Source organism: Propioniciclava sp. MC1683 (genome assembly GCF_014164675.1).
Lineage (GTDB): Bacteria > Actinomycetota > Actinomycetes > Propionibacteriales > Propionibacteriaceae > Propioniciclava.
The window spans coordinates 87765-102665 of record NZ_JACJFX010000002.1; the positions used below are offsets into that span (position 1 = coordinate 87765).

General features: G+C 72.3%; 9 protein-coding genes and 1 pseudogene. 6 read left to right on the plus strand and 4 right to left on the minus strand.

All coding sequences use genetic code 11. The features are described from left to right. Positions 1-35 precede the first annotated feature (35 nt). A pseudogene (locus H5397_RS02330) lies at positions 36-1151 on the minus strand (IS110 family transposase); the annotation flags it as partial. A 300-nt stretch (positions 1152-1451) separates the two neighbouring features. Between H5397_RS02330 and H5397_RS02335 the strand changes: the two are divergent. Continuing rightward, the gene (locus tag H5397_RS02335; protein ID WP_182814707.1) at positions 1452-1895 is read left to right on the plus strand and encodes a hypothetical protein; all 444 of its coding nucleotides are present in this window, start codon (positions 1452-1454) and stop codon (positions 1893-1895) included. Between the two features lie 50 nt (positions 1896-1945). Beyond that, positions 1946-4675, plus strand: a complete 2730-nt coding sequence (locus H5397_RS02340; protein WP_182814708.1) for a LuxR C-terminal-related transcriptional regulator — start codon at positions 1946-1948, stop codon at positions 4673-4675. 3 nt (positions 4676-4678) lie between these two features. On the opposite strand, the gene H5397_RS02345 is transcribed toward H5397_RS02340, so the two are convergent. After that, positions 4679-6241, minus strand: coding sequence for an SLC13 family permease (locus tag H5397_RS02345; protein WP_182814709.1), 1563 nt, complete (start codon positions 6239-6241; stop codon positions 4679-4681). A 132-nt stretch (positions 6242-6373) separates the two neighbouring features. On the opposite strand from H5397_RS02345, the gene H5397_RS02350 reads away from it, so the two are divergent. From H5397_RS02350 to H5397_RS02365, 4 genes are read left to right on the plus strand one after another with little or no spacing between them, the layout of a single operon-like run. After that, positions 6374-7867 (plus strand): M17 family metallopeptidase, encoded by a 1494-nt coding sequence (locus H5397_RS02350; RefSeq protein WP_182814710.1) that lies wholly within the window; start codon positions 6374-6376, stop codon positions 7865-7867. Continuing rightward, complete coding sequence (locus H5397_RS02355; RefSeq protein WP_182814711.1) at positions 7864-9519, plus strand: AbgT family transporter; 1656 nt, start codon at positions 7864-7866, stop codon at positions 9517-9519. Before H5397_RS02350 ends, H5397_RS02355 begins: the two co-directional genes overlap by 4 nt. 3 nt (positions 9520-9522) lie before the next feature. Beyond that, complete coding sequence (locus tag H5397_RS02360; protein ID WP_182814712.1) at positions 9523-10557, plus strand: S1C family serine protease; 1035 nt, start codon at positions 9523-9525, stop codon at positions 10555-10557. Positions 10558-10610: 53 nt separating this feature from the next. After that, a complete protein-coding gene (locus H5397_RS02365) occupies positions 10611-11420 on the plus strand; it encodes an META domain-containing protein (protein ID WP_182814713.1) in 810 nt (269 codons plus the stop codon). Positions 11421-11521: 101 nt separating this feature from the next. Here H5397_RS02365 and H5397_RS02370 read toward each other — a convergent pair whose 3' ends face one another. Both H5397_RS02370 and glsA read right to left on the minus strand, forming a co-directional pair. Continuing rightward, the gene (locus H5397_RS02370) at positions 11522-13918 is read right to left on the minus strand and encodes a hypothetical protein (RefSeq protein ID WP_182814714.1); all 2397 of its coding nucleotides are present in this window, start codon (positions 13916-13918) and stop codon (positions 11522-11524) included. Between the two features lie 13 nt (positions 13919-13931). Next, positions 13932-14876 (minus strand): glutaminase A, encoded by a 945-nt coding sequence (glsA, locus tag H5397_RS02375; RefSeq protein WP_182814830.1) that lies wholly within the window; start codon positions 14874-14876, stop codon positions 13932-13934. Positions 14877-14901: the final 25 nt, after the last annotated feature.

The following is a 14901-nucleotide window of genomic DNA, read 5'->3' on the forward strand; positions in this document are numbered from 1 at the left end:
TAGCACTTCCGGGCCAGGTCGCGCGGATCGCGGCAGATGAGTGCGGCGTTGTGTTTCTTGCCTTGGGCTCGTTTCCGGTCGTAGTAGGCCCTGCTGACGGGATCGGATCTGAGCGCGGCGAACGATGACAGGAACAGGGCCCGTTTGAGGTGCTTGTTTCCCGATCTGGCTGGGAACTCGCCCCGGATGCTGGTTCCGGAGCGGTGCGTGACGGGTGCGAGGCCGGCGTAGGCGGCCAGGTGTCCGGCGGTCGGGAACAAGGAGGCGTCGCCAACGTCGAGCAGGATCCGTGCTGCGGTCCTGACCCCGACGCCTGGCATCGAGGTCAGGACCTCGGCAAGAGGGTGAGCATCAACGACCTTCTCGACCTGCGCAGCCAACTCGGAGCGCTGGTCCAACGGCTGGCGCAGGGAAGCGGCGAGCTTCGGCAGAACCTGTTCGGCCGCGGCAGTCCCGGCAACAACAACGGTCTGCTCGGACAGGGCCTGGGTGATGGCGTCGGCGAAGTTCTGGGCGTGACGCGGGTTGGCTTTGGTGATGACCCGCAGCAGCTTGGACTTCGATGCTGCGGTCATGCCTTGGGGTCCGCCGAGCTGCTCGATCACAGCGAGGCCTTGCCTGGTGGCCAATCGGGGTCCGACAACGCGTTCCAGCGCGGGATGGATCTGCGTGAGCAGTCCCCGGATCCGGTTCGACAACCGAGTCGCTTCCGCAGCCAGGTCCTCATCGAACCCGACCAGAACCTTCAACTCCGCCAAGGTCTCTTCGCCCAGGTCGACCCGGCGAAGGGTGTGCGGCATCGTTCGAGCGGCGTCGGCGATGACGAACGCGTCGCGCGCGTCGGTCTTCGCGTTGCCCGGATAGAGATCGGCGGCCCTTCGCATCGCGAGGCCTGGCAGGTAGGCGACCTGGATGCCCATCGACCGGGCGACGGCGATGGGCAGCGCGCCGATCGTGTTGGGCTGGTCGACGATCACCAACACCCGACCGTGCTCGGACAGCCTCGTGAACAAGTCTTCGAGCTTGAACTGGTCCTGCGGCAAGGGCTTGTCGAACACCTTCTTGCCGGCGGCGTCGAGGGCGCAGGCATGGTGGGCTTGCTTGCCCACGTCGAGCCCGCACCAGATGTCGAAGCCGAGGTCGTTGTGCATGACGGCCACCATCCTTCCATCGAAACGACGGTCGTCGGAGTGGTGATGCGTCAGCTGCCGGCACCCACGTTACGAAGAGACCTGTGTTGAGGCCGTGTCCCTATCAGCGGTCATCTGGCGCCACCAGGCCCGGTGACAACACCCCCGGATCATGCGTGAGACAGGGGCAGTAAGTCATGCCGGGCCCGGCGACCGTAACCCCGCCCTACGGGGTCACCAGAAAGGTAACGGGGAGGTCGCTCTCCGAATGACCCGACAAGGGGGATGCGGCCGGACAGGACCTCCGTGACGATGGGGACCGTGACCGCCCTCCATGTCCGGATCGGTGTCCGAGGCGAACTGCCCTCTGCCGTGCGCGAGGAACTCGATGGTTTCGTCGAGAGCCCGGCCGCCGGCGCCCGGTTGCTGTGGGGGACCGTGCCCGACATGGCCTCGCTCCTCGGCTTCCTCGAACGACTCCACATGGCGGGGGTGGCCGTCGAGGACGTCGAACGCCTGCTGCCACGCCAGCCGAACGGCGCCCCCTCCGCGACCGCGCGCATCCAGGTCGAGGGCTACGTGGCCGACTACCTCGCCCCCGAGTTCGGCGCCGCGTCGCTTGATGAGGCGGTGTGCACGACGCTCGAGGTGGCAGTGGCGGACCAGGACGCCCTCTTCGCCGTGCTCGCGCGGCTGGAGGAGCTGGCCCTCGAGGTGAGGGAGGTCCACTTGCGACCGGATGCGTGGTGCCCCACCAAGGACTGAACGATAACCTGTCCATGACAGCGTTCGCACGATCGAGGGATGTCCCACCCATGCAGCGTTTCGAGGCTCCGGTCGGCCTGAGCATCGCCAGGCTCTCGGCGCCACAGCCGTCCCCGTTCCACGTGGCTCGCCCACGCCTCATCCACCTGCTCGATGACGCTGCGACGCTCCCGCTCACCCTGGTCACCGGGGGCCCGGGTACGGGCAAGACGAACGCCGTCACCGCCTGGATCCGTGGGGGTCAGGTTCCGGGCCCGGTGGCCTGGGTCACCCTCGACAAGACGCTGGACACCCCGTCCCGACTCTGGTCGGCGATCATCGCTGCCCTCGCATCGTCCCTGGGCGCGCTCACGTTGGGTGAACTGCAGCCGCCGGGGACGATCGAGCCGGCGTTCATCGATGTGCTGCGCGACCGCGTCGGCGGTCACGAGGTCGTCCTCGTACTGGACGACGTCCACGAGCTGGGGGCGGACGCGCTGGCCGGCCTCGACCACTTCCTGCGGATCCCTCCCGCAGGCATGCACACCGTGCTCATCTCCCGGCACGTGCCCGTCCTCGCGCTCCATCGTCACCGGTTGGCCGGACGCCTGGGCGAGGTGCGCGCCGCGGACCTGGAGTTCCGCCGGGAGGAGATCGGCGACCTCGTCGAGGCACACGGCCTGATGGCCGACGACGTGCTCGTGGACGAGTTGCTGAGGGTGAGTGGGGGCTGGGTGGCCGGCCTGCGTCTGGCGTTGCTCACCATGTCGGGCGCGCCGGACCCCCGGAAGGCGCTGGCCGGCTTCCGGGGCGAGCAGCCAATGGTCGCGGGCTACCTGACCGAAGAACTGGAGCACAGCCTCGGGGCCGAGCTGTTCGATGTGCTGACCCGCACCTGCGTCGCTGATCGCATCTGTGGGCCCCTCGCGGTCGCGCTGACCGGCGATTCCTCACTGGTCGACACGCTGCGGGAGCGGCTCGGGGAGGCGCCGCTCGTGGCGGAGCTCTCCGGCACGGGCTGGTTCCGGTACCACCCCCTGCTGCTGCAGATGCTCCGGGCGCGGCTGCGGCGGATCGATCCGGCCCTGATGCGTGAGTTGCACGCCCGCGCTAGCGACTGGTTCGAGGGACAGGGGGAGTGGCTGACCGCGTTGGATCATGCCATCGCCAGCGGCGACTGGTCCTTGGCCATCCGGGTGGCCCTGCGTTCGGGCACGGTCGAACTCCTCCACGCGAGCACGGACCTCCTCGGGCTGACGCTGGACCGGATCCCCGACCTGGGGCCCGCCCAGCACGGCCCGGTCCTCCTGATCCGTGCAGCGGCTGCACTGGGCCGCCACGAGTACGCGGCGGCGACGTCGCTGGTCGAACGCGCCGCCCCGCTGCTCGGCGGCCTCGACGAACCGGACCGCTCGGTCGCCCTGCTGAACACGCGCATGATGGAGTCCTTGCTCGCCCGCGCCGCCGGGGACGCCGCGGCGATGACGCGGGCTGCGCTCGACGCCGTGGACCTGCTCGCGGGTCTCGACGCCGAGGATGCGCCGGGGTGGGCGTGCCACCGGGGGGCGCCGCTCAGCATGGTCGGCCTGGGGCACCTGTGGTTCGGCCGGCCGTTGGCGGCGGTGGCCGCGCTGCGGGAGGCAGACAGGGCCGACACGAGGAGTCCGCTCAGCGGCTACGACGACGTGTGGCGGACGGGGAACATGGCCCTGGCGTTGGCCATCAGCGGAGACATCACCGACGCGCAGACGCTGGCGCAGGCTGCCCGGGCGCTCGCGACCGAACTCGGGGGCCCGACCGCGTCCGAGACGCAGACCGCCTGGCTAGCGTCGGCCATCCTGGCCCTGCAGAGGGGCGACACCGCCGACCTGATGCGGTACCTCAAGGCGGGCCAGGAGGCGGCGGCCCGCGGACACGACCCGTTCACGACGGCTGTCCTGATGCTGCTCCGGTGCCGCGCGGCCCAGCACGTCGGCGACCCGGCCGGTGCCGCGCGCGAACTCGCGCGGGCCGCCGACCACCTGGCCGCGTACCCCGGACTGATCTACGCGGTGCGGCTGTGGGCGTCGGTCGCGGCCCTCGCTGAGCTGCAGGTCAACCGGTCGGTCGAGGGTGCGCAACGAATCCTCGCCGAGCACGACCGCCGGGAAGCAGTCTGGGCAGAAGCGGCCCGCGCCGCCGGGGCCACCGGTGCAGCCGCGCCGTCCGAGGCCACGGCGCTGGAGGTGGACCCGCTGCGGATCGTCCGTGCCCACGTGCTGCTGGCCTCCGGCCAGCCGGAGCGGGTCCGGGAGGTCCTCGCCGACGTCGTGCGGCGTCCGGCCACCATCAGCGTGCTGGCCTGGATCGCGATCGCGTTCGCCGAGGACCAGATGCGCCACGACGCGCTCGCCACCGAGGCGATCGGCGAGGCCATCGAGCTGGCGCACGGTGCGGGGCTCACAACCCCGTTCAGGAATCCCAGCCCGCGCCTGCAGGCGATCCTCGTGCGCCACCGCGAGGTCGACGGGAGGCACGCGGACTTCGTCGACGCCCTGCTCGAGGCGCGCGACGCCCAGGGCACACCGGCCGCCCCGGCGCGGCCCGTCGAGGCGCTGACCGAGCGGGAGCTGGCGGTCCTGGCCTACCTGCCCACCATGCGATCCAACGCCGAGATCGCCGACGCGCTCGACATCTCGGTCAACACGGTCAAGCAGCACCTCAAGTCGGTGCACCGCAAGCTCGAGGTGGGCTCCCGCCGCGAGGCGGTGCGCAAGGCTCGCCAGGTCGGCCTGCTGCCCGAGCCGGCGGCCGCCGAGTAGGGGTCAGAACGGCCAGAGGATCGGCACCAGGAAGATGCCGACCAGGCCGTACAGCACGATGAGCACGAGGCCGAGCTTCCAGTAGTCGCCGAAGCGGTAGCCGGCGGCCTCCATCACGACGAGGTTCGCGGGCGTGGCCACGGGGGTGAGCAGGGCGGCGGCGGCGAACACGGCGATGGCCATCAGGACGGGCGCCGGCGAGATCCCCATCTCGGCGGCTGCGGCCAGCCCGACCGGGACGACGATGAAGGCCGTGGCCATGTTGCTGATCAGCTGCCCCAGCACAGCGGTGACCACGAACAGGCCCGCCAGCAGGGCGTAGGGCCCCGCCTCACCGACCATCGTGACGAGCCCGTCGGCCAGTTGCTCGGCGGCGCCGCTCTTCACCATGGCCGTCGAGAGGGACATCAGCCCCCCGACGAGGATCACGGTCGTCCAGCCGATGCCGGCGTAGACCTGGCGGACGGTGAGGACGCGCGTGACGATGACGGCCAGCGCGGCGAGCAGCCCGGCGATGGCGGCGGGCACGATGTTGGTGGCGAGCAGCACGATCATCGCCAGGAGGATCACCAGCGTCCGCTTGGCGCCGGTGCCGAGCGGCACGGCCTGCCGGCGCACCAGTTCGGGGTCGTCCACGATCAGGATGTCGGGATCCTGCGCCGCCTCGGCCAGGTCCTCCCACGCGCCCTGGAGCAGCAGGGTGTCCCCGGCGTGCAGGGTGTGCTTGGCCCCCACGTCCTCGCCCCTGTGCTGCACGGCGCGCACGACGAGGCGTCCGCTCTCGGTGGGCATGCCCGGGTAGGCGGTGTCCCCGACGAACGTCGACCGTGGCGGGATGACGGCCTCGATGACGCCGACGCCGCGGCTGAGGCGGACGGGCTGGTCGTCGCCCAGCGCGTAGTGCTCGGAGAGGACGGTGGCCTGGCCGCCCAGGTCGCGCAGCGAGCGCCCCGGCGTCCGGTGGGGGACAAGGCGGGGGCCGAGCAGCACCACGACGATGATCGTCGCCAGCACGAGGGGGACGCCGGCGGCCGCGAACGCGAACAGCCCGAACGGGCCGACGCCGGCCGCCTCGGCGTAGTCGGCGATCACGAGGTTCACCGGCGAGCCGGTCAGCATGAGCAGCGAGCCCGCGTGCGCACCGAACGCGAGCGGCATGAGCAGCTCCGACGGCGAGCGCTTGGCGCGGATCGCCAGCACCACCACGACGGGGGTCAGCGCCGCGACCGACCCGTTGGGCGTGATGACCGCGGTCACCACGGCGACCAGGAGCAGGATGACCACCACGAGGCGGACGCGGCTCTCCCCGGCCAGCCGGAGCGCGACGCCCCCCACCCACGTGGTGACGCCCGCGGCGTCCAGCGCCTCACTGACGACGAACAGCGACGCGATGAAGATGATCGTCGGGTCACCGAACCCGGCGAAGGCCTCGCCGAGGTCGAGAACGCCGGTGGCCCACAGGGCCACCGGCACGCAGAGGGCCACCACCATCACCGGGAGGCGGTCCCACACGAAGAACGCGACCGTGGCGCCCAGCACGATCAGGGTGATCACGGCAGCGCTCACGGTTCTCAGGCCTTTCGTCGTCCGGCCGCGGTCGCCCCGCCGGCCACCGGTGAGCCTGCCCGCACCGGCCGGACGGCACATCACCCGCCACGGGTGATGCCCCGCGGGCGCGCGATTCCTAGCATCCGAACCATGACACACAGCGCGCCGTACCCGCCGTTCACCCTCCCCCAGCGCCAGCTCGGGCTGTCCGTCAGCGACGCCGCCCCGTCCGGGGGAGCCGTCGGCCACCTCGTGTTCACCGGGGAGGAGCCGCCCGCGGCGTCCGGCCTGGATGCGGCCCGGGTGGCCGCACTCGGCTTCGCACCGGAGCCGGGGAAGACCCTCGTGCTGCCCGGCGCGGAGTCGGTGGTCGTCCTGGTCGGCGCCGGTGACCGGGCGAACGCCGACGCCGCGGTGTTGCGGGACGCGGCCTCCCATTTCGCTCGAGCGGTCCCCGGCCAGGTCGACCTGGCCCTGGTGCTGCCCGAGACGGCGGTGCCGGATGCCGACGCCGCGGCGGCCGCCGTCGAGGGCGCGGCGCTCGCCCGCTACGTGCACCGGATCGGCGCCGAGGGCCCCGAAGCACGGCTGGACTCGTTCACGCTGGTGGCCGGCGCCGACCGCGCCGAGTCCCTGAGTGCGGGCCTGGCCCGTGGCGAGGTCCTCGTCCGGGCGACGAAGCTGACCCGCGACGTGGCCGGGCTGCCCGGCGGGATGCTGACCGCCACGCGGCTCGGCGAGGTGGCGGCCGACCTCGGCGCCAAGGCCGGCCTGAGCGTTGAGCTGTTCGACGAGGATGCTCTCGTCGAACTCGGCTGCGGCGGTCTGCTGGGCGTCAACCTCGGCAGCGTGGAGCCGCCGATGATGATCAAGCTGGTCTACCGCCCCGAGGGCGAGCCGACGGGGCGCCTCGCCCTGGTCGGCAAGGGCATCATGTACGACGCCGGCGGCCTGGCCCTCAAGCCGGGTGACGAGGTGCACGCCACCATGAAGAACGACATGACCGGTGCCGGGGCGATCCTCGGCGCGATGACCGCCCTGCGCGACCTTGGGTGCACGGCCCAGGTCACCGGCTACCTGATGTGCACCGACAACATGCCCAGTGGATCGGCGCTCCGCATGGGCGACATCATCGTCATGCGGGGTGGCAAGACCGTCGAGGTGATCAACACCGACGCCGAGGGACGGCTCGTCATGGCTGATGCGCTGGTGCTCGCCACCGAGGAGCCTGTGGACGCCATCGTCGACATCGCCACCCTCACGGGTGCGTGCCTGCGCACGTTCGGCACGGAGATCGCCGGCGTCATGGGCAACGACGCGGGCCTGGTCGACCAGGTCAAGGCGTCTGCCGAGCGGGTCGACGAGCCGGTGTGGGAGCTGCCCCTGGCGCAGCGCTACCGCGGAGAGCTGGATTCCGGCATCGCCGACCTGCGCAACATGGGCGGCCCGAACGCCGGGTCGATCACGGCCGCGCTGTTCCTCAACGAGTTCGTGGGCGGCGTGCCCTGGGCGCACATCGACATCGCCGGTACCGCCCAATCGGGCTCCGCGGTGAAGTGGCGCAACAAGGGCACGACGGGGTTCGGGGCCCGCCTGCTGGTCGACCTCGCCCTCAACTTCCGGGTGCCCCGAGGCGAGCCATGAGCACCGCCGAGCCGACGGTCGAGGCGTCCGGCCCGCCCGAGAAGGGGATGCTCGCCGCGATCGAGCGGCTGGGCAACAAGGTGCCGCCCCCGGCGCTGATGTTCGGGTACCTCATCCTGCTGATCATCGCGCTGTCGTGGGGGCTCGCCCTGGCCGGGGTCTCCATCACCGAGCAGATCGCCGTCCCGGTGGAGCAGGGGGCCCCGCAGTACGACTACTACGAGGACACCACCCAGCCGGGCATGATCGCGCCCGAGGGGCCCTACCAGGCGGACTGGACGATCGTCGAGGAGACGATCCCGATCAAGAGCCTGCTCTCGACTGAGGGCGTCCGGTTCATCTTCTCGTCGTTCGTGAACAACTTCGCCGGCTTCGGCGTCGTCGCGGTGGTCTTCATCGCGATGATGGGCGCCGGGGTGGCGGAGGAGTCGGGCCTGCTCGGATCCCTGATCCGCAAGCTGGTCGGTGCCCTGCCGCCGTGGGCCCTGAGCTTCGGGCTGATCCTGGTGGGCGTCCTGTCGTCGGTCGCCTCCGACGCCGGCTACCTCATCTTGATCCCGCTGTCGGCGGCCGCGTTCGCCAGTGTCGGCCGGCACCCGCTGGCCGGGTTGGCGTCCGGCTTCGCCGGCGTGGCGGCGATCTTCATGGTCAACATCTCGCTCACGCCCACGGACGCGATGATCACGGAGATCGCCAACGAAGCGATCGCCCTGGCTGGCGGCGAGCCGATCACGATCGTGGCCAACTGGTACTACATGGTCGCCATGTCGCTGATCCTCGCGTTCGCGGCGGCCGTGGTCACCGAGAAGATCGTGGAGCCCCGGTTGGGCACATGGGACCCGTCCGAGGGCACGGCCGGGCACACGGACGCCGCCGACATCGCCCCCGAGGCCGACAAGCGCGGCTCCCGGTTCGCGCTCATCGGGTTCGGCCTGGTGGTGGCGATCGTGGCGCTGGCCACCTTCCCGCCGGGCGCGCCCCTGCGTGACCCCGAGACGGGCAACATCATCGGCAATTCGCCGTTCATGGACAGCCTGCTGTTCATCATCATGCTGATGTTCCTGGTGTCGGGCATCTGCTACGGCGTGGGCGCACGCACCATGACGAGCAGCGGCGACGTGCTCGGGGCCATCACCAAGACCTTCTCGGGTCTGGGGGGCATGGTGCTGATGCTGCTGATGATCGCCCAGTTCATCGCGTTCTTCAACTGGACGAACATGCCGCGCGTGCTCGCCGGAGCGCTGGCGGAGTTGCTCGAGACGGCCAACATCGGCGCGGTGCCGCTGCTGCTGGGCTTCATCGTGGTGATCGTGCTGCTCGACTTCATCATGCCGGGCGCGCTGCCGAAGTGGGCGATCTTCGCGCCCATCTTCGTCCCGCTGTTCATGAGGCTGGGCGTGGCGCCGCAGACCCTGCTGGCGGCCTACCGGCTCGCCGACTCCCCGGTGAACGCGCTGACGCCCCTGATGGTGTACCTGCCGTTCATCGCCACGATCGCGGCGCGCTACCAGCGGAAGGCTGGCATCGGCACCGTGGTGGCGCTGATGCTGCCGTACTCGGTGACGATCTTCGTGGTCTGGACCGTCCTGTTCCTCGCGTGGTTCCTGCTCGGCATCCCGCTCGGCCCGGGCTACCTGCCGGTCGTGGGCTGAGCCATGGCCACGAACGCCCCGCGAAGCCCGGTGGCGGGTCTGGTCGCCATCGGCCTCGCCGCCGGGCTGGTCGCCGGCGGGGCCGCCGGCTTCTTCGTCGCGCGGGTCACGCCGGTGGCCGGCTCCTGCAACACGGCGGCCGTGGCCGCGGACGCCGCGGGTGCGGTCGTCACGGTGTTCGCGGAGTCCACGGGCGGCTCGGGCAGCGGTGCCGTCCTGACGCCGACGGGCCGGATCGTCACCAACGACCACGTCATCGCCGGGTCGGCGCGCCTCAGCGTCCTGCTGGCGACGGGCGAGCGGAAGCCCGCGACGCTGGTCGGGACGGACCCGAAGACCGACGTCGCCGTGCTCCAGGTCGAGGCGTCCGACCTGGCCACGCTCGCCATCGGCGACACGATCCCGCGCGTGGGCGAGCAGGTCCTCGCGCTCGGCGCACCCCTGGGGCTGTCCGGCACGGTCACGACGGGCATCGTCAGCGCCCTGCACCGCGACGTGCTGGCGCCGGTGGCCGGCGGCGGCACCACGGTGCTGGCCGGCACGGTCCAGACCGACGCGTCGATCAACCCCGGCAACTCGGGCGGCCCGCTCGTCGACTGCGCGGGGCGGGTGGTCGGCATCAACACGGTCATCTCGACGGTGCCGGACGCCTCGGGCGTGGCCGGCGGCGGCAGCGTCGGGCTGGGCTTCGCCGTCCCGGCGAGCACCGTGCGCCGCGTCACGGACCAACTGGTGGCGGACGGGCGGGCGACCCACCCCTGGCTCGGCCTGTCCTACGCCCCGGTACCGCCCGCGGCCGCCCGGCCGCTCGGGGTGCCGTCGGCCCTGTTCGTCCAGTCGGTGCTCGCGGGCGGCCCGTCCGCGGCGGCGGGCGTCCGGGCCGGCGACCTCGTCGTGGGCATCAACGGGAGCGCGGCTGATTCCTTCACGATCGGCCGCCTGCTGGCGACCGCAGCCGTGGGCGACCGGGCGGAGCTGGACCTGCTGCGGGAGGGCAGCCGGTCGACGGTGACCGTCACCCTGGCAGAAGCACCCTGACACAAGCACGACGATGCGGCCCGCGCGCGGGCCCGGAAGATTGGGAGGTCGACATGACAAGAGGACGGATCCGCCGGGTGGGCGCCCTCGCGCTGCTGGTGGCGCTGGCCACCACGGCCTGTGCCGGTGGGGTGGCCTCGCCCGAGCCGGCCCGGACGCCGGAGCCGACCACGCCCGCGTCGCCCCTGGCGGACACGCGGTGGGAGGTGGCGGACCTCGACGGTGCGCCGCCCGCCGCCGACAGCACGCTGACGGCCGCGTTCGGCGCGGATGGCGCGCTGACGGGTTCGGGCGGCTGCAACCGCTTCACCACCCGGTACTCCACGACGGGCACCGAGATCCGCATCGACGCGGCCGTCGCGTCCACGATGATCGCGTGCGACGAGGCCGTCATGGCGCAGGAGGCGGCGTTCCTGACCTCCTTGGGCGCCGCGCGCACCTTCGCGCTGGCGGCCGACCGGCTGACCCTGAGCGACGAGGCGGGCAAGGCGCTGGTCGCGTTCTCCGCGCAGTCGGAGGAACTGGCCGGCACGTGGCAGGTGCTCGGCTACCACGACGGCGCCTCCGCCGTGGTGAGCCCGATCGAGGGCACGACGCCGACGTTCGAGTTCACCGACGACTCGGTGAGCGGCACCGCGGGCTGCAACCGGCTGAACAGCGGCTACACGCTCGACGGGACCGCGATCAAGCTCGGGCCCTTCATGTCGACGCGGATGGCGTGCGCCGAGCCGGCCGGCGTCATGGAGCAGGAGGCCGCCCTGGTCGCCGCCCTGGAGTCGGCGGCCACCGTCAGCGTCGAGGGGGACAACCTTGAGTTGCGGCGCGCGGACGGGGCGACGGCCGCCCGCCTCAAGCGCGGCTGAGGCAGCCCAACGGCCCTGGCGGCCGACGTTGACCACCCGATGGTGCGGACGTGCCCCGCCTCGGGTGGTCAACGTTCGCCGCCAAGGGGCTCCGAGCGCGGTCAGTCGACGCGCGGGAAGGCGCGCCAGACGAGGTGGAGCACGAGCGCCCAGCCAGCGACCGCCCCGAGCACGATGAGGTAGTCGGTCGGGTGCGGCAGGAAGTCGATCCGGTACTGGCGGCGGGCAAGCGGCACCAGGGGCACCAGCGTGCCCACCAGCGCCAGGGTCGCCGCCAGCACGGTGGCCCGCCAGTCGCGGGCCGGGGCGGCGCCGGCCCGCACGGGGCGGCGGAGCCGCGGCGGCTGGACCAGCACCGACAACGCCAGCCCCGCGTAGAGCAGCGTGTAGGTGACGGCGAGTTGGGCCAGCCGCACGTCGGACGTGCGTGACACGAACACGAGGTAGACGCCGAACGTGGCCAGGCTGAGCAGCACCCCCGCCGGGACGACGAACCGGGCCAGGACCAGCGGGTACCGCCGGCTCGAGACCGGCCCCGGTCGCGCCCACAGCGGCAGCAGCACCGACGGGATCGTGACCGCGAGGATCGAGATGATCGACCCCTGCCCCGCCACATAGGGGAACCCCACGCCGAACAGGCGCACGAACCCGATCAGCAACGCCGAGCAGACCACCATGGAGAGGTTGAGCTTCATCACGTCGAGCAGGCCGCGCACGATCGCCTGACCGCGGTGGAGCACCGACAGCAGCACGCCGGGGGAGTCGTTCAGCAGCACGATGTCGGCCAGGCCCAGCGCGGCCTGCGAGCTCGCCTGCTGGGCCACCGACAGGTGGGCCTCCTGCATCGCGGGCAGGTCGCTCAGGCCGTCACCCACCACGGTCACGCGGTCACCGCCGGCGCGCAGCAGGGCCACGAGTTCGCCCACCTGGTCGGGGGTCAGCCCGCCGAAGAGGCGGTGGTCGCGCGCGGCGGCCGCCCACTGCTCGCGCGGGATAGCCTCGAGCCCGGAGCGGGAGAGCCCGCCGCCGGGCAGCAGGTCACGCTCGTCGGACGCCGTGAGCCCGGCCTCGCGCAGCGTGACGAGCACCGCGTCGGGATCCTCGGTGGAGAACACCTTGAGCCGGACGCCGGAGGCCACGAAGTCGCGCACCACGGCCGGGGCGTCCGGGTGGAGGTGGCGGCGGCGTTCGACCACGCAGAGCGGCACGAGCCCGGCGGGCAGGTGAGGTCGGCCGTCGGCGTCCGCGAGGGGGGCGTCGACCGGACCCCGCGCCAGGACCAGCGCCTCGTCGGCGGCCGACGGGACGCCGAAGACGCGGGGCTCGCCGATCACGTACAGGTGGGGGTCGTCGGGGTCGTCGAAGGCCAGGCCCGTCCAGCCAAGGGTGGCCAGGTGGGGTGCCTCCACGACGAGGGCCCGCCCCTCGCCCTCGAACGACCGGGCGACGATCGCGGAGACGGGCGTGCTCTGGGACGTGCTGCGCCCTATGTCCCCCAGGATGCGGTGCAACTCGGCGGGGTCCGGCCAGGCCTCGTCCCCGGCGTCCTCGGGCCGCGGCAGCGGCTCGACGCGCATCGACGTGCCCGACAGCAGGCCGACGTCGGTGACGCACAGCACGGTCGACTCGGCGAGGAGCTCCACCGACCGGGCGCTCTGCACCACCGCCCCGATCCGGGCCAGGTCGGCGGTGCCGATGGCGTAGGAGACGATGATCATGAGGTACAGGCCGGTGGGGGCCAGCGAGAAGATGACCGGGGCGGCGTCCACGAAGGCGTCGCCCGGCTCGCCCACGTCGAGGCGGAAGTACTTGGCCAGGAGGATGGTCGCGTACACCACGACGACGACGAGCAGGGCCGTGAGGATCTTCGCCACGAGGCGTTCCAGCGGGGTGGGTCGCGACGCCAGCGCCGTCCGCTGGGCCAGGCGCGCGTGGATCGTCCGGTCCGGACCGACGCGCGTGGCCACGTAGCGGCCCTTGCCCGACAGGCAGACGCTGCCCGCGAACACCTCGTCGCCGGCCTGGCAGCGGGTCCAGCCGCGGCGTCCGGTGACGACTGAGGCGTCGACCAGCACGCTGCCGGCGGCCACGACGCCGTCGACCTGGAACTGGTCGCCCGGGGAGACGACCAGCAGGTCCCCGGGCACGATGTGGTCGCTGTCGACCAGCCGGGGGCGTCCGTCGCGGATGACGGTGGCGCGGACGTGCGCGGCGTCCCGCACAGCCGCGATGCGTCTCGCGGCGAGCGACTCCTGCAGCGTGCGCAGCGACAGCGAGATCGCGAACAGCAGGATCGTCAGGGCCGCGCCGATCCACTCCGACAACAGCACCAGGATCAGGGCGAGGCCCACGAAGTTCAGGTTGAACACCGTGAAGATGCTCTCCCGGCGGGCCTGGTGCAGGGTGCGCAGCGGCTTGAGGTTCGTGGTGTTGTCCTGGCCGGCTGCGAGCCGGACCCGTGCCTCGGACTCGGTCAGGCCGGTGAACGTGCCCGCCATGCCAGCCCCCTCGTCACGGCGCCGGGGCGGACGCCAGCAGGTCCAGCCCCAGCCCGGCGGACAGGTGGCGTGCCACGAGCTGCCCGCGGACGCTGTTGCCGGCGGCGTCCAGCGGTGGGGAGTACGTGCCGAGGCCGCCCTTGCCGGGGGACACGGTGACGATGCCGCCGCCGATGCCGCTCTTGGCGGGCAACCCGACGCGGTAGAACCAGTCGCCGGAGCTCTCGTACAGCCCGGCGACCACCATGACCGCCAGCACGTGGTGGCACAGCTCGGCGGGCAGCACCTGCTCCTTCGTCAGCGGGTTCACCCCTCCGTCGGCGAGCGTGGCCCCCATCACCGCCAGGTCGCGCGCGGTCACCGCCAGGGCGCTCTGCCGCGTGTACAGGTCGAGCGCCACGTCCGGGTCCCCCGTCATCCTGCCGCGGACGTTCAGCAGCCAGGCGAGCGCCCGGTTGACGTCGTTGGTGGCGGACGCCGACGCGTACACTTCGGCGTCCAGCTCGAGGGGGCGTCCGGCGAAGGCGGAGAGTCCGTCGGAGATGGCGGCCCACCGCTCGTCGGGCGTCGCGCCCGGGACGAGGGCCGTCGTCTGGATCGCCCCCGCGTTCACCATCGGGTTGGTGCGGCCGTCCGGGCTGCCCTCCACGGCCGCGACCGAGTTGAAGGGCAGGCCGGTCGCGTCGACGCCGACCAGCTCACGCACGCGCTCCGCACCCCGGGCGCGGCAGGCGAGCGCGAAGACGAACGGCTTCGCGACGCTCATGATCGTGAAGGGCGTGTCCACGGCCCCGGCAGCGTGGGACTCCCCGTCCACGTCGACGAGGCAGATGCCGAAGGCGTCCGGGTCGGCGCGGCCCAGCGCCGGGTAGACCGTCGACGGGCTGCCGTCTGAGGTGCCCCGGAACCGCGCGTGGGCCTCCCGCACCGCCGCCGCCACGGACGCGGCGGCGGGCAGGTGTCCGGTCGAGACGAACCCCGGT